Genomic DNA, 15113 nt, shown 5'->3' with positions numbered 1-15113 from the left:
CGTATAGCGCGCTATACGCGCAGGCCACGGCGGCGTCGTACCTCGTCGGCGAGCTCTTCCGCCGCGGCGCGGCCTCGCCGGTCACCGAGAGCGTCGAACTCTCCCATAACTCGCATTACTCCATCAAACGCCTCATCAATCTCATCAAGCCCGAGCAACGCCTCCGCCAGGGTGAGCGTCGCCCGCGCGGCACCGGCGCGGTCCCCGTGCTCGCGGAAGGTCTCCAGCGCCTCCCGCGCGTTCTGCCCGGCGACGTCCGCCCTGCCCTCCGCCAGGGCGATCCCGGCCAGGACCGTCAGCGCCGCGGCCTCGGGCAGCCGGTCCCCCAGCCGCCTGGCCAGGCCGAGGCCGTGTTCCGCCCGTTCGTTCGCCTCCCGAAGCCGCCGCGTGTCCAGGAGAAGCCCGGCGAGGTCGAGCGAGACCGCCGCCTCACCCCGTGGGTCGCCCAGCTCGCGGTAGGCCTCCAGACTCCTTGAGAGCAGGTCCCGATCCCGGCGCAGTCCGCCGAGGGCGCGCAGCGCGTCGGCCCTGCCCCGCCGGTCGCCCGCCGCGGAGAAGGCGGCCAGGCACGCCACGAAACACGCCTGCGCCTCAGACGGCCGTTCCCCGGCGAGGTGGACCAGGCCGAGCCGGTACCGGACGCGGGCCGCCTCCCCCGGCTCCGCGAGCCCGAGCGCCCGCCGCAGTGCCTCGGCCGCCTCGGGCAGCCTGCCCTCCACACGGTGCAGGTCGGCCAGGGATCTGAGCAGCAGCGCCTCACCGTTGCGGTGCCCCGCGCGCCGTACGGCCCGCAGCCCCTCCTCCACGGCCGAGCGCCAGTCCTCGCGGTGCGCGCCCAGTTCGAAGAAGGGCGTCAGGTAGAAGGCCAGCCGCCAGGCCGCCTCGTCCAGGCCCGCCCGCCGCGCGTCGGCGACGGTCGCGACCAGGAACCTCCGTTCCGCGGCCAGCCAGCGGGCCGACTCCCGAAGGAGCGCGGTCTCCGCGGCCGCGGCCTGCTCGGCCGTACGGGCCAGGGTCAGGCCCGAGCCCGGCTCCGCGGGCAGGAGCAACGTCCTGGCCCGCCGGGCGCGGTCGAGGATCTCCGGGGCCGCGGCGGCCAGGACCCCGGCGGGCGGACCCTCCTCCGCGGCCAGGCGCTCGGCCGCGTAGAGCCTGGTCAGGTCGTGCCAGCCGTACCTCTCCTGACCTGCCGAGTCGAGACCCCGCGCCTGCAGCAGGCCCGCCCCGGCCAGCGCCTCAAGCGTCTCCTCGGCGGGCGCGCCAAGGACGGCCGAGGCCGCCCAGGGGGCGAAGTCGGGGGCCGACAGCGCGCCGAGACGGCGCAGCAGCAGGCGTTCCCTCTCGGAGAGTGCGCGGTAGCCCAGCGCCAGGCTGCCGCGCACGGCCAGGTCACCCGCGCTGAGCTCGTCCAGGCGTCCGCGTTCGTCCTCAAGACGTCCCGCCAGGTGTTCCAGGGTCCAGCCGGGACGCCTGGCCAGCCTGGACCCGGCGATTCTGAGGGCCAGCGGCAGCCCGCCGCACAACTCGGCGATCCGCGCCGCCGCCCGTGGCTCCGCCTCGACGCGACGCCGCCCGGCCACCCCGGCCAGCATCGCCACGGACTCGTCCCGGTCGAACACGCCGAGTTCGCGGGCGCGCGCCGCCTCCAGGCCGTGCAGCGGCGAGCGGCTGGTCACCAGCGTCAGGCAGCCGGGCCCGGTGGGCAGCAGCGGGCGTACCTGGGCCTCCCGCTCCGCGTCGTCGAGCACCACCAGCAGGCGCCGTCCGCTCACCGTGCTGCGGTAGAGACGGACGCGCCCGTCCAGGCCTGCGGGGATCGCCGTCTCCTGGCAGCCGAGCGAGCGCAGCAGGTCCTCAAGCACCGCCTCCGGCGTCCTGCCGCCGAGCGAGGCGTGCAGCCGCCCGCCGGGGAAGTCGAGCGCGGTGGCCGCGTGGACCGCGACCGCGGACTTGCCCACTCCCGCCGGGCCGTGCAGCACCAGGTGGACGGGCGCGCCCGCGGCGTCGGGCACCGACCGGCGAATCCAGTCCAGCACGCGTTCACGCCCGGTGAAGTCGGCGATGTCCGGCGGTGTCTCGTTCGGTGTCTCGTTCGGCACCTGTCCGGCCCGGGTCGAGGTGCCCGCGAGCACGCGTTCGTGCGCCTCGCGCAGCGCCTCCCCCGGTTCGAGGCCGAGTTCCCCGACCAGCAGCCGCCGTGCCTCCTGGTAGGCGCCCAGCGCCTCCGACCTGCGTCCCGCCTGGCCGAGGGCCGTGATGAGCTGCCCCCACGCCCGTTCCCGCAGCGGGTAGGCCGCCACGAGCGCGCGCAGTTCCCCGGTCACCCGCGCGCCCCGGCCGAGCGCCAGGTCCAGTTCGACCCGCTCCTCGACCGTGGTCAGCCGCAGTTCCTCAAGCCGTACGGCGTGCGCGCGCCGCAGCGTGTCCGACTCGACGTCGGCCAGCGCGGGCCCCCGCCAGAGCGCGAGGGCCGCGCGCAGTCCCTCTGCCGCCTCGGCCCGCCGGCCCGCCTCCCCGGCTCGCGTGGCCTCCGCCACCAGCCGCTCGAACCGGTGCGCGTCCACCCGGTCGGGGTCGACGTCGAGGAGGTATCCGCCGGGCACGGTGCGAATCCCCTCCACCACCTTGCGCAGGGCGCTGACGTAGACCCGCAGCACCGCCTCCGCCGAGGCCGGCGGCCGTCCGTCCCACACCTCGTCGACCAGCCGGTCGACGGCCACCGGCCGCGCGGGCCGCAGCAGCAGGGCGGCCAGCAGCGCGCGGTGTTTCGCGGGCCCGGGGGTCAGGTCGCGATCACCGTCGAGGACCAGCAGCGGCCCCAGCACGCCGAACCGCACCGTCTCAGCCCTTCGGCCCGCTGAGGTCGAACGAGCGGAACCTGACCCGGACCGGGGCGCCGGTGTCCGGCGCCGCGTGGACTCCGGCCGCGCCGGGGCCGTACGGATCGCGTGTGTCGACGGCCTCGGCGACCAGGACGTCGTCGACCCACATGCTCAGGGCGGTCGCCGTACCCCGTTGACCGCATCGGGCCACGACACGGCTGTCCGCCGTTCCCCGTACCCGGACCGGCCCGTCCAGGACGACGCCCCGCCCCGCGCGCCGTTTGACGATGGAGGCGTCTCCGGAACCCGCGACCGTGAACTCGTACCGGTCGCCGGTGCCCAGGTCGCCACGGCACCACACGCCGAACTCCCCCGACCCCGCTTCGAGCCGGGCCGAGGAGCTGACCACGACGTCCTGCGCGCGTTCGCCCGGGAAGGGGGCCGACTTCCACAGCCGCCACCCGGGGTTGGCGGTCAGCAGGTAGGCGGCGCCGTCCCGCTCGCTCCGGCCACCCTCGGTCACGCCGACCTCCCAGGAGTCGGCGAAGTCCGCGTGGTAGGGCAGGGCGGGCGCGGCGCCGAAACCGGCCTGGACGGCCACGCCTGCGGTGACGGCCGTGGCGAGCGCGACCGCGCCCAGAGCCCACGGCCACCGGCGCCGGGCCCTCTTCCCCGGCTCGGCGACGGCGGGCCCGTCAGGGACGGCGGGCTCCTCCTGAGCGGTGACCGTCCAGGAGCGTTCTACGGCCTGGGTGGCGGTCGCCGGGGTCGGGCTGCCGCCGATCAGCTCGCCCAGCAGCCGCCCGGCGCTCGGCCTGCGCGCGGGGTCCTTGGCCATGGCCCGTTCGACGACCGCGCGCATCCGGTCTTCGAGGCCGTCGAGGTTCGGCCCCTCGTTGACGATCCGGTACAGGACCTCGGGCGGGGAGCCTCCGCCGAACGGCAGGCGGCCCGTGCCCGCGAACGCGATCACCCCGCCCCACGCGTAGACGTCGGCCGCGGGGGTCGGCGGCTCACCGCGTACCTGCTCGGGCGCCATGAACGCGGGCGTGCCCAGGATCGCCTGGCTGGCCAGGCTCTCCTCGTCGGCGAGTCGTGCGATGCCGAAGTCGATCACCCGCGGGCCGAGCGGGGACAGCAGCACGTTCGACGGCTTGAGGTCGCGGTGGATCACCCCGGCCTCGTGGATGGCGTGGAGCGCGGTGGCGATCCCGGCCGCGAGCGCCTCCAGGTTGGCGCCGGTCAGCGGCCCCTGCTCCCGTACGGCCTGCGCCAGGCTTGGGCCCTTGACGTACTCGGTGACGAGGTAGGCGACGTCCCCGTCGATCCCGGCGTCCAGGACGGGGGCGGTGCAGAACCTGGCCACCCTGCGGGCCGCGGCCACCTCGCGCTCGAAGCGCCGGACGAAGGCCGGATCGTCGGTGAGCCGGGGATGGATCACCTTCACCGCGGCCAGGCCGCCGGTCGGGGTGGTGGCGAGGTGCACCACGCCCATGCCGCCCCGGCCAAGCTCACGCCTGAGCACGTATCCGCCGATCACGTTCACCGGAGTCACCTTACGATCAAACACCGACACCAGGGACAAAAGCCCCGGCACTCAGCCCAGGTCGGCGATGGCGGCGACCGGGCCGCCCCCGCTGGGGCCCTGGTGGACGGCGGCGACCGAGACGAAGACGGCGGGGTCGCCGGTGACGCTGGCCGCGACACCGCCGACGGTCGCCTTGATCTGGCGGTGCCAGTGCACGTCGGAGTCGTCGAGCATGATGTTGCGCCTGCCCCTGACCCTGCCCGAGGGGTCCGCCTCGCACTTCATGAACACGTTGACCAGCCTGCCGTCCAGGTCGGAGGGGTGCGGGCGCTCCGGCAGGTCGATCCCGCTCGACCGGATGGCCGCCCAGATGCCGTCGGCGTCCAGCGCGTCCCGCATGACGGAGTGGCCGATCCGGTAGCGCCCGCCGATGCCCCTGACGTTGCCGACGACGACGATCTGCGCCCTGTCCAGCTCGACCCCCGAGGAGCAGGAGGCGACGGAGGAGTACAGCGACAGGTCCCGGTGGATCTGCCCGGCCGTGGGCGTCCCGATCTCGCCGAGCGCGACCGCGACGCCGAGGGCGGTGGTCGAGTTGGAGATGTCCATCGAGGGCCCGGTGTCCTCGACGACCACGTCCTGGCCCCGGGACCTGGCGTCGTTGATGGTGGCGAGGGTGAGCAGGGGCGTCTTGGTCTGGACGTAGTGGACGTCGGCGGGGTCGTCGATCCCGGCGGCCTCCATGGCCTTCCTGACGCCCGCGGCGACCTTCTCGACCATCGCGGGGCGGCCGATGTCCTCGGGCAGGATGACCTCGCTCATCGCGACCCCGACGCTCAGGCGAGGTTCCTGGCTCGGTTCGGCGTCCGCCGTGGTCGCGAAGATCGTCGCGTGCGGGCTGAGCACGCCGTCGGTGCCGCCGGACCAGACCAGCGGGACGTCCTGGGGCGCCGGATGCCCCCGCTCGGCGAGCACCTCACGGAAGGCGCGGTCGGCCAGGATGCGGGTGTAGTCGTTCACCCCGCCGTTCCCCTCGGTCTTGCCGATCACCGCGAGGACCCGGTGCGCCTCGATCACCCCGTCGTCGATGAGCCGGGACAACCCGGAGGCGTCGGTCACGCTCTCGATCGCCACCTTGCGCACTTCAATCGGTTCCGGCATCCCTGTCACCTCTCGGTCCCGCTGCTTCCCTGTGGGTTCCCTGTGGCCTCGCTGTGGCCTCACTGTGGCCTCACTGTGGCCTCGCGACCCCCGGCCCGGCCCGGACCGGCCCCGGGGTCGCGACACCCGTTGCGATACCCACCGCGCGGGGCGGGCACCGGCACGGGGAGCGGTTTCCCCGTCCGGGGGCGGGCACCCGTGAGGAGGGCGCCCGGGGGCTCCTTGATCGGTAATCGTTCTCCCGGGGCGGTCCGCGCACCCGGCCCCCGCACGGTACGGCCCCGCCCGCGGGCCGCTTCAAACCTGTGATCTGCGACACATCCAAACATCCGATGATTTTGGACATATCGCCACTTCTCACAACATCGACGGATATTTCACAGCACCGAATGACGTTCAGTTAACGTCACGTTTCCCGCTAGATCATCTGCCCGCGCACGCGACACCAATAACTTTGTTTACAGTTGATCCAGCGGTGGAAAACGAGCCGCTCCACGCAGCTGAGAAAACGGGGTTCTCCGCATGCTTGCATTACTTGACGCGCCTCCTGACAAGGCCGATCAATATCTTCCACAGCCTCCGTCCGACGACGAGCTGAAACTGTATTTCGGGCCACAAAAGCGCTGGGTGCTTCTGTCCGTGCCCCTTTCCCTGACATTAACCGCAGGGACTCTTTTCCTATTCTCCATGCGTCATCCCGCGTTGTGGCCGTTTTTCGTGGCCCTGCTGCTGAACCTCAGTGGATGGACGATGTCGTTCGTCGACGGGCAGCGTCAGCGGCTGACCACCTGGGAGTCCCACGAGCTGCTCGTGCGTTCCTGGCGGCCCGCCCGCCTGCCCTCCGTGGACGTCTTCCTGCCGACCAGGGGCGAACCCATGGAGATCCTGCGCAACACCTTCCGCCACGTGGGAGCACTCCGGTGGAACGGTCCAGTCACGGTCTGGGTGCTCGACGACGCCGCCCGCGACGAGGTGGAGGAGCTGGCCGTACGGCACGGCTTCCGGTACAGCGCGCGGCCCGACCAGGGGTACCTGAAGAAGGCCGGCAACCTCAACCACGGCCTGTCGATCAGCTCGGGCGAGGTCGTCGCGGTCTTCGACGCCGACTTCTGCCCGAGGCCCGACTTCCTGTCCCACCTGGTCCCCTATCTGGAGGACCCGAGGATCGCCGTGGCCCAGTCGCCGCAGTACTTCGACACCACGCAGGAGATGCCCTGGCTGCAGCGTACGGCCGGGGCCGCCCAGGAGATGTTCTACCGGTGGCTGCAACCGTCGCGGGACGCCGACGGCGGAGCCATCTGCGTGGGCACGAACGTGGTCTACCGGCGCGCGACGCTTGAGGAGATCGGGGGCTTCCCCAAGATCGACCACAGCGAGGACATCTACACCAGCGTCGAGCTGATGAAGCACGGCTACCGCACCAAGTACGTCCCGGTGCTGCTGGCCAAGGGCCTGTCCCCCGACAACGTCGCCTCCTACATCGCCCAGCAGTACCGGTGGGCGATGGGCTGCATGAGCCTGCTGTTCGACCGTGACTTCCACCGCACGCCGATGTCGTGGCGGGTACGGCTGTCCTACTACAGCGGTTTCCTGAGCTACTTCGTCTCCGCCGCCAACATCGCGGCCGTCCCGCTGCCCGGGCTCGTCATGCTCGCCTTCTATCCGGACGAGGTCAGGGCGTGGCACATGATCCCGTTCGTGGGGCCCCTCTGGGTGGCGCTGGTGCTGCTGCCCGCGGTCTCGGTGAGCCGCTGGCGCTTCGAGGTGACCCGCGCCCAGACCCTGTACGCCTACTGTCATCTGATCTCCATCGTGCACGCGGTGCGCAACCAGGCCGCGGCGTGGGTGCCCAGCGGCGCCGCCGCGGGCAAGAGCACGCTCGTCTCGACCGTCGCCCGCATGGCCTTCGTCTGGCTGACCGTCACCACGGCCGCCACCTGGATCGGCATCGCGCTGCGCGCGTCCGTCTACGGGTGGGGTGAGTACTGGGCGCTGACCCTGTTCGCCGTCGGCACCACCTACATCGCCCTCCCCCTCATTCGTGATCTGTGGAGGATTCTCCGTTGAACCACCGTCTGCGCTGGCCAGAGGCCCTGGCCATCACCGTCCTGTTACTGCTCGGCGTGCTGCTCGCCTCCGGCCTCGCCGTACTGCCCCCGCTGCTGCCGTGACGCCGCGCTACCGTCTCGGCTTCAGGCCGGACATCGAGGGGCTCCGGGCGGTCGCCGTCCTGGCCGTGCTCGCCTTCCACGCGACCGTGCCCGGCATGGCCGGGGGGTTCGCCGGGGTGGACGTGTTCTTCGTCATCTCCGGGTTCCTGATCACCGGTCTGCTGCTGCGCGACATCTCGGCCGAGGGCCGTTTCTCGCTGGCGGACTTCTACGCCAGGAGGGCCAGGCGCATCCTGCCCGCCGCCGGGGTCGTGCTGCTCGCCACGACGGCCGGGGCCTGGCTGCTGCTGCCGCCGCTGCGCGGCACCGACGTCGCCGGTGACGTGGTCGCCGCCGCCCTGTATCTCGCCAACTGGCGGTTCGTCGCGGGCCAGACCGACTACCTGGCCGCCGCGCGGGACCCGAGTCCTCTGCTGCACTACTGGTCGCTGGCCGTCGAGGAGCAGTTCTACCTCCTGTGGGCGCCGCTGCTGCTGGTGCTCGTGCTGGTGGCGCGCCGCCTCGGCCGCAGTCCCCTGCCCGCGATCGCGGTGGCCGTCGTGGCGCTGACCGGTGTCTCGTTCGCGCTCGCGCTGTGGTGGACGGGCACCAGCGCCCCGCTCGCCTACCTGTCCTCCCCCTCCCGTGCCTGGCAGTTCGGCGTGGGTGCCCTGGCCGCCCTGCTCACGCCGTACGGCGGGCGTCTCGGCGCGCGTCCCGGAGGCGGCGAGGGCCACCGGGACGTCCCGCGCTTCTCCCTGCGGGTCGTCTCCGGGGCACTCGGCCTGGCCGGGGCGGCCGCGGTCGCCTGGTCGATCGTGGCGCTCGGCCCGCAGACGCCGTACCCGGGGACGGCCGCGCTGGTCCCCACGCTCGGCACGGCGGCGGTCATCGTGTTCCGCTCGCCGGTCTCAGCCGCGCTGTCCTGGGCACCGGTCCGGCTGGCGGGGCGGCTGTCGTTCTCCTGGTACCTGTGGCACTGGCCGGTCCTGGTCCTCACCGAGGCCGCGTTCGGCGAGCAGTCGTGGCCGGTACGGCTGGCGCTGGTGCTGGCCTGCGCGCTTCCCGCGGCCCTGACGCTGAGGCTGGTCGAACAGCCGCTGCGGACGTCACGGGTCGTGGCGGCGCTGCCCCGGCGCGGCCTGGCCCTGGGCACCAGCGCGATGGCCGTGCCCGTCGCCGCCGCGCTCCTGCTCAACGGCGGGATCGTGCAGGGCTCCACGACCACCACGGTCACCGTGGCGCAGTCGGCCGAGACACCGGACACCCCCGGTACGGCGCTGCGCCCGCCACCCGCGCAGGCCAGGAACGACTTCCCCAAGTCCCAGGGCTGCGAGATCGCGCTGACCGCGACGACGAGCCCGCCGTGCCTGTTCGGCGACACCTCCTCCAAGGACAGGGTCGTCCTCATCGGCGACTCCCACGCGGGCCAGTGGTTCGCCGCGGCCGAGCGCATCGCCGTACGGAGAGGGTGGGCCCTGGAGGTCCTCACCAAGCCCGGCTGCCCGCTGCCCCGGCTCACGGTCGTCGACCCCCGGCTGGGCAGGGAGTACCGCGAGTGCGACGCCTGGCGGGAGTACGCGATGAAACGGCTGGCGAGCGAGGCTCCGCCCCGGCTGATCCTGCTGGCCTCGCTCAACGCGTACACCACCGACAGGGCCGCGCTGACCCGCGCCTGGGACTCGACCCTCACCCCGCTGTCACGGCTCGGCGCCTCGCTGGTCTACCTGCGTGACACGCCGCTGCCCGGCAAGGACGTGCCCGCCTGTCTTTCCGGGGGTCCCGTCTCCGGCTGCGCGTTCCCGCGCGCCGCCGGGCTGCGCCCCGATCCGCTGGCCGAGCAGATCACCGCGGGGGGACGTCCGGGGGTCCGTCTGCTGGACGTGACGCCGCTGCTGTGCCCGGAGGACTCCGGTTCGGCCACCTGCCCCGCGGCGCTCGACGGCATCGTGCTCTACCGCGACGACGCGCACATCACCGACACCCTCGCGGTACGGCTCGCTCCCCGGATCGAGCAGGACCTTGAGGACCTCGACCTGATCCCCACGGTGCTGTGAGGCCCGCCACCCGGGTGGTCCTCGCCCTTGTCGTCCTCCTGGCCGGGTGCTCGGGGCCCGGCCGGGAGGCCCGGGAGGCACGCTGGACCGAGATCTTCCGTGACGACTTCTCCGGGGCCGCCGGATCCCCGCTTCCCCAGGGGTGGCTGCACGACCTCGGTACCTGCTATCCCGGCTGCCCCGCCCCCCGGTGGGGCACCGGGGAGATCGAGACCATGACCGACTCGACGGAGAACGTCTCCCTCGACGGTGCGGGGAACCTGGCCATCACCCCGCTGCTGCGCGAGGGGGCCTGGACGTCGGGCCGGGTGGAGACCGCCCGCTCCGACTTCAGGCCCCCGCCGGGAGGCGTGCTGCGTGTGGAGGCCAGGATCCGGCTCCCGGCGGTGACCCCGGCGGACGGCGCGGGCTACTGGCCCGCGTTCTGGATGCTGGGCGCCCCGCTGCGCGACGGTTACACCGGCTGGCCCGCCATCGGCGAGATCGACGTGATGGAGGCGGTCAACGGCCGTCCCTCGGTCATGGCCGCCATGCACTGCGGTGTGATGCCCGGCGGGCCGTGCGGCGAGCCTTCGGGTATCGGCTCCGGCGAGCGTCCCTGCCCGTCCTGTCATGGGAGCTTCCACCGCTACACCGTGGAGATCGACGAGAAGGAGATCCGCTGGTATCTCGACGACGCCCCCGTCCTGACCGTCGCCGCCACCCGGATGGACCCGCAGACCTGGGGCAGGGCGACGGCGCACGGCTTCTTCCTGATCCTGAACGTCGCCGTGGGCGGCGGCCTCCCCAACGCCTTCGGCGGCGGCCCCACCCCCGCCACCGTCCCCGGCCGCCCCATGCTCATCGACTACGTCTCGGTGAAGACCAAACCCGCCCCCAAGGCATGAACACCCCCAAGTGCGAGAAGTTTCGTCTCATGCTTTCCCGGTGCCACGTGTGAGGGGTTTCGGCTTGGGCGCGTCGGTGCTTGGACTGAGGAACGCAGGAGCGAAGCGACGGAGTGACGAGGGAAAGCACCGACCCGAAGCGCCCAAGCCCGCGACGCCGCAGGCGGAGCAAGAGACCCAGCTTGGGCGCGTCGGTGCTTGGACTGAGGAACGCAGGAGCGAAGCGACGGAGAGACGAGGGAAGGCACCGACCCGAAGCGCCCAAGCCCGCGACGCCGAAGGCGGAGCAAAGAGACACAACCCGCGACGCCGCCAAGCGGCGCAAAGAGACACAACCCCCTACCCCATCCTCCGTAGGATCTCGGCCACCACGGCGGCGCGTTGGGGCTGGAGGTAGAAGTGGCCGCCGGGCAGGATCGTCAGGGAGAAGCCGGACTCCGTGCGGGCCTGCCACTCCTTGGCCTGCAGCGGGGTGACCACCGGGTCGGTGTCGCCGACGATGACGGAGATGGGGGTGCGCAGCGCGGGCCCGGGGGTGTGGCGGTACTCCTCGACCAGGCGGAAGTCGGCCCTGATGTAGGGGAAGACGACCTCTCTCATCGCCGGGTGGGAGAGGATCTCAAGCTCGGTCCCGCCGAGTTTGGTCATCTCGGCCAGAAAGGCCTCGTCGTCGTAGGAGGAGATCTCCCGCCTGCGTCTGGGCTCGTGCGGGGCGGCGCTTCCCGAGACGAACAGCCGGACGGGGCCGTCCCCCCCGGCTTCGAGTGCCCTGGTGGTCTCGTAGGCGACGATCGCGCCCATGCTGTGCCCGAACAGCACGACGTCCCGGTCCATCAGGGGCCGGATCTCCTCGACGACGGGGCCGACGATCTCGTGGATGTCGGCGGGCATGGGGTCGCCGAACCGGTCCGCCCTGCCCGGCAGCTGCACGCCGTACGGCTCGACCGATCCGGGGAGCAGGTCGGGCCAGTCGCGGTAGGCGGTGACCGAGCCGCCCGCGTGCGCGAAGCAGATCAGCCGCGTGGTGGCCCTCGGCCTGGGCTTGAGGGTACGCAGCCAGGTCATGTTGGTTCCTTCCGTGCTGTGGACTGGGGCGGCGCGGCGGCCGTCCCTCCATGATCGCCCCCCGGGTGCGGACGGCGCGAGGGGGACGGCCACTTGGGCTGTTTCGGAGATGACCGGCACCGGACAGTGCGGGGTGCGGGGATTCCCGGGTGACGGGTGGGGAACCAGTGTTGTGCGGGTCGCGCATTTCCTGTCCTGCCGGTGCCTCCGCGCTTCAGATCTTGTTCCGTTAGGCTTACCTTTCTTAACGTCTGAGCAACTGTTCAAGTGTTGATGAGGCGGGTCTCGGGATGGGTCACGGCCACGGACATGGGCATGGACACGGGCACGGCCACGGGGCGAACTCCGACCGTCGCTACCTGGTCGCGGCACTCGTTCTGCTGACGGTCTTCATGGCGGCCGAGGTCGTGGTCGGCGTCATCGCCAACTCCATCGCGCTGGTCTCGGACGCGGGACACATGCTCACCGACGCGGCCTCCATCGCCCTGGCCCTGGTGGCGATGAGCATGGCGGCCCGTCCCGCCAGCGGCGCCTACACCTTCGGCTGGAAACGCGCCGAGATCCTCTCGGCCGCGATCAACGGGCTGACGTTCGTGGCGCTCGTCGTCTACTTCGTCTACGAGGGCGTCCGGCGGCTCCTGCAGCCCCCGGAGGTGACGGGGGCGCTGGTCCTCGGCACGGCGCTGGTCGGCATCGGGGTCAACGCCGCCGCGGCCTGGCTCATCGCCAGGGCCGACCGCGGCAGCCTCAACGTCGAGGGCGCCTTCCAGCACATCCTCAACGACATGTACGCCTTCGTGGCGACCGCGGTCGCGGGGGCGGTCGTCTGGCTCACCGGCTGGGGCAGGGCGGATGCGATCGCCGCCCTGGTCGTGGCGGCCCTGATGGGCAAGGCCGCCTACGGCCTGCTGCGCGAGGCCGGGCGCATCCTGTTCGAGGCGGCGCCCCCCGGCGCGCCCCCGGCTGAGGTGAGCGCGGCCATCGCCGCCCACACCGAGGTCACCGGGGTCGACGACCTGCACGTGTGGACCGTGACCAGCGGGCTGTCCGCGCTGTCGGCGCACGTGACCGTCGCGCCGGGCGGTGACTGCCACCGGGTCCGCCGCGAGCTGGCCGACCTGCTGCACGAGCGCTTCCACATCGACCACAGCACGCTGCAGGTCGACCACGTCCCGGGCGCCGCCTGCCGGATCGCCGCGGGCCGCGACAGGTCAGCCTGACGCCTCCCCGAGGCAGGCCTCGAAGACCTTCGTGAACCGCGCGACCACAGCCTCCCTGCCCGCCTCGTCGAACGCGCCCGGCCCGAAGAGCTGGCGCAGCGTGCCCGCGCCCGCCACGAGCGCGGTGGCGGCGGTCGCCCCGAGGAGGGCCTCCCGGGCGGGCAGGCACGCGGCCAGCGGCTCCAGGATCGCCGAACGGACCCGGTCCCTGACGATCTCGTGGATCTCCGGGCAGACCGTCGAACGGCTGAGCGTCGCCAGCACCGGCCCCTCCTCCCGCGAGCCGAGCAGGTCGGCGACGTACTCGGCCAGGCGCCGGGGCAGCTGCTCACGCGGGACGTCCAGCACCCCGGGAAAACGCCCCCGTACGGCCAGCACCTCGGCGAACAGTTCCCGCTTCGTGCCGAAGTAGCGGTTGATCAGGGCGATGTTGACCCCCGCCTCGGCGGAGATGAGCCGCATCGTCACCTGGTCGTAGCCGAGTTCGGCGAACAGACGGCGGGCGGTGTCCAGGATGCGGCACCTTGTGCCCTCCCTGTCGCGACGCCGTATCTCGTCCACTTTCCCATTCCTTCCAGATTTGACGGGTAAACAAGCGTCTACTAACTTCATGTGTATCGTACATACATTGGGGGATGTCCATGCTGACCGAACAACAGGTCCAGGCCGAGGCGGCCCCGAGGTTCACCCACAGACAGGTGCTGGAGATCCTGGCCGGCCTGATGCTCGCCATGCTGACGTCGATGATCTCGACGTCCGTGGTGGGGACCGCGCTCCCAACGATCGTGGGCACGCTCGGCGGTCAGGACCAGCTCGCCTGGGTCGCCAGCGCGACGCTGCTGACCATGACTGCCTCGACCCCGCTGTGGGGCAAGCTGTCGGACCTGTACGGCCGCAAGTTCATGTTCCAGGCCGCCCTGCTGGTCTTCGTGCTCTCCTCGGTCGCCGCGGGCTTCTCCCAGGACATGGGCCAGCTCATCGCGGCCAGGGCCGTCCAGGGGATCGGCGCGGGCGGCCTGGCGGCACTGCCGCAGATCATCCTCGGCGACGTGGTCGAGCCGAGGGAGCGGGGCCGCTACTCCGGCTACATCGGCGCGGTCTTCGGCGTCTCCACCGTCGCGGGACCGCTCCTCGGCGGCTTCGTCGTGGACAACATGTCCTGGCGCTGGACGTTCTGGATCTGTGTGCCGCTGGCCGTGGTCGCCTTCTTCGTCATCCAGCGGGTGCTCAACCTGCCGCCGTCGCACCGCGCGGCCAAGGTCGACTGGTGGGGCGCGACCTTCATCACCGGCGGCACGACCGCGCTGATGCTGCTGCTGTCACTCGGCGGCAAGGAGTTCGCCTGGAGCTCCGGCTGGACCTACGGGCTCGGCGCGCTGAGCCTGGTGCTGTTCGGCTTGGCCGTCGTCGCCGAGCGCCGGGCGGCCGACCCGATCCTGCCCCCGCACCTGTTCCGCAACCACACCTTCGTGCTCACCTGCCTGGCCTCGCTGCTGGTCGGCGCCGCGATGTTCGGCGCGCTGATGTTCCTGCCGCAGTACCTGCAGATCGTCAAGAACATGAGCCCGACCGCCTCCGGCCTGATGACGCTGCCCATGGTGCTCGGCCTGCTCGCCTCCTCCATCGCCGTCGGCCGCTTCGTCACCAGGACCGGCCGCTGGAAGGCCTTCCCCGTCGTGGGCATGCTGCTGGTCGGCCTCGGGCTGTTCCTGCTCTCCCGGCTGCACGTCGACAGCTCACTGGTGAGCGTCGGCGTCGACATCACGGTGCTCGGTGTCGGACTTGGCGCCTCCATGCAGATCCTGATCCTGGCCGCGCAGAACGCCGTCACCCGCGCCGACATGGCCTCGACCACCTCCGGCGTGACGTTCTTCCGCTCCCTTGGCGGCGCGGTCGGCGTGGCCGCGTTCGGCGCGATCCTGTCCAACCGGCTCACCTCCGAGCTGGTCTCCCTCGCCAGGGCCGCCCATCTGCCCCTGACCGGTGGCACGGCGCCCAGCCTCGGCTCCCCCGCCGCGATTCACCGTCTGCCTGCGCCGGTGCTCGAAGTGATCCTTGAGGCCTTCACCCGGGCCATCCACACGGTCTTCCTGGTCGGCGTGCCGATCGCCGTACTGGCCGCGCTGGCGGCGCTGATGCTCAAGGAACTCCCGCTGCGCTCGGCGCGGGGCGCGGCGCCCGCGGCGCAGGCCGACCTCGCCGACGCGAGCTGACGCCAGACAC

General features: G+C 72.2%; 10 protein-coding genes. 5 read left to right on the top strand and 5 right to left on the bottom strand.

What is annotated here, in order from left to right:
* Positions 1 to 11: 11 nt before the first annotated feature.
* From ABZ463_RS11970 to ABZ463_RS11960, 3 genes are read right to left on the bottom strand one after another with little or no spacing between them, the layout of a single operon-like run.
* Positions 12 to 2837, bottom strand: coding sequence for a BTAD domain-containing putative transcriptional regulator (locus tag ABZ463_RS11970; RefSeq protein WP_362775608.1), 2826 nt, complete (start codon positions 2835 to 2837; stop codon positions 12 to 14).
* Positions 2838 to 2841: 4 nt separating this feature from the next.
* On the bottom strand, positions 2842 to 4368 hold the full coding sequence (locus ABZ463_RS11965) for a serine/threonine-protein kinase (RefSeq protein ID WP_352011384.1): 1527 nt from the start codon (positions 4366 to 4368) through the stop codon (positions 2842 to 2844).
* A 51-nt stretch (positions 4369 to 4419) separates the two neighbouring features.
* Positions 4420 to 5511, bottom strand: coding sequence for a ring-opening amidohydrolase (locus ABZ463_RS11960; RefSeq protein ID WP_362775606.1), 1092 nt, complete (start codon positions 5509 to 5511; stop codon positions 4420 to 4422).
* 687 nt (positions 5512 to 6198) lie between these two features.
* Here ABZ463_RS11960 and ABZ463_RS11955 point away from each other — a divergent pair.
* From ABZ463_RS11955 to ABZ463_RS11945, 3 genes are all read left to right on the top strand, one after another.
* Positions 6199 to 7578 (top strand): glycosyltransferase, encoded by a 1380-nt coding sequence (locus tag ABZ463_RS11955; protein WP_352011382.1) that lies wholly within the window; start codon positions 6199 to 6201, stop codon positions 7576 to 7578.
* A gap of 100 nt (positions 7579 to 7678) precedes the next feature.
* Positions 7679 to 9718, top strand: a complete 2040-nt coding sequence (locus tag ABZ463_RS11950; RefSeq protein ID WP_352011381.1) for an acyltransferase family protein — start codon at positions 7679 to 7681, stop codon at positions 9716 to 9718.
* Entirely contained in the window at positions 9715 to 10605 is an 891-nt protein-coding gene (locus ABZ463_RS11945; RefSeq protein ID WP_352011380.1) for a glycoside hydrolase family 16 protein, read from the top strand. The genes ABZ463_RS11950 and ABZ463_RS11945 overlap by 4 nt, the downstream gene beginning before the upstream one ends.
* Before the next feature lie 339 nt (positions 10606 to 10944).
* Here ABZ463_RS11945 and ABZ463_RS11940 read toward each other — a convergent pair whose 3' ends face one another.
* Positions 10945 to 11670 carry an alpha/beta fold hydrolase gene (locus ABZ463_RS11940; protein WP_352011379.1) on the bottom strand — a complete coding sequence of 242 codons (726 nt, stop codon included), beginning with the start codon at positions 11668 to 11670 and terminating at the stop codon, positions 10945 to 10947.
* Positions 11671 to 11960: 290 nt separating this feature from the next.
* Between ABZ463_RS11940 and ABZ463_RS11935 the strand changes: the two genes are divergently transcribed.
* Positions 11961 to 12890 (top strand): cation diffusion facilitator family transporter, encoded by a 930-nt coding sequence (locus ABZ463_RS11935; RefSeq protein WP_352011378.1) that lies wholly within the window; start codon positions 11961 to 11963, stop codon positions 12888 to 12890.
* Here ABZ463_RS11935 and ABZ463_RS11930 read toward each other — a convergent pair.
* Entirely contained in the window at positions 12882 to 13451 is a 570-nt protein-coding gene (locus tag ABZ463_RS11930) for a TetR family transcriptional regulator (protein WP_352011377.1), read from the bottom strand. The two genes, ABZ463_RS11935 and ABZ463_RS11930, sit on opposite strands and share 9 nt — an antisense overlap.
* Positions 13452 to 13531: 80 nt before the next feature.
* Between ABZ463_RS11930 and ABZ463_RS11925 the strand changes: the two genes are divergently transcribed.
* The gene (locus tag ABZ463_RS11925) at positions 13532 to 15103 is read left to right on the top strand and encodes an MDR family MFS transporter (RefSeq protein ID WP_362775900.1); all 1572 of its coding nucleotides are present in this window, start codon (positions 13532 to 13534) and stop codon (positions 15101 to 15103) included.
* The last annotated feature ends 10 nt before the right edge of the window (positions 15104 to 15113 follow it).

The sequence above is a fragment of the Streptosporangium sp. NPDC020145 genome, from assembly GCF_040631275.1.
Classification (GTDB): domain Bacteria; phylum Actinomycetota; class Actinomycetes; order Streptosporangiales; family Streptosporangiaceae; genus Streptosporangium.
The sequence above is the reverse complement of the archived record's forward strand: the minus strand, read 5'-3'. Positions and strand labels throughout refer to the sequence as shown.

Coding starts and splice junctions, on each gene's coding strand:
- ABZ463_RS11960 (WP_362775606.1), bottom strand. CDS start 5,511: ATGCCGGAACCGATTGAAGTGCGCAAGGTGGCGATCGAGAGCGTGACC.
- ABZ463_RS11955 (WP_352011382.1), top strand. CDS start 6,199: ATGCGTCATCCCGCGTTGTGGCCGTTTTTCGTGGCCCTGCTGCTGAAC.
- ABZ463_RS11940 (WP_352011379.1), bottom strand. CDS start 11,670: ATGACCTGGCTGCGTACCCTCAAGCCCAGGCCGAGGGCCACCACGCGG.
- ABZ463_RS11935 (WP_352011378.1), top strand. CDS start 11,961: ATGGGTCACGGCCACGGACATGGGCATGGACACGGGCACGGCCACGGG.
- ABZ463_RS11925 (WP_362775900.1), top strand. CDS start 13,532: ATGCTGACCGAACAACAGGTCCAGGCCGAGGCGGCCCCGAGGTTCACC.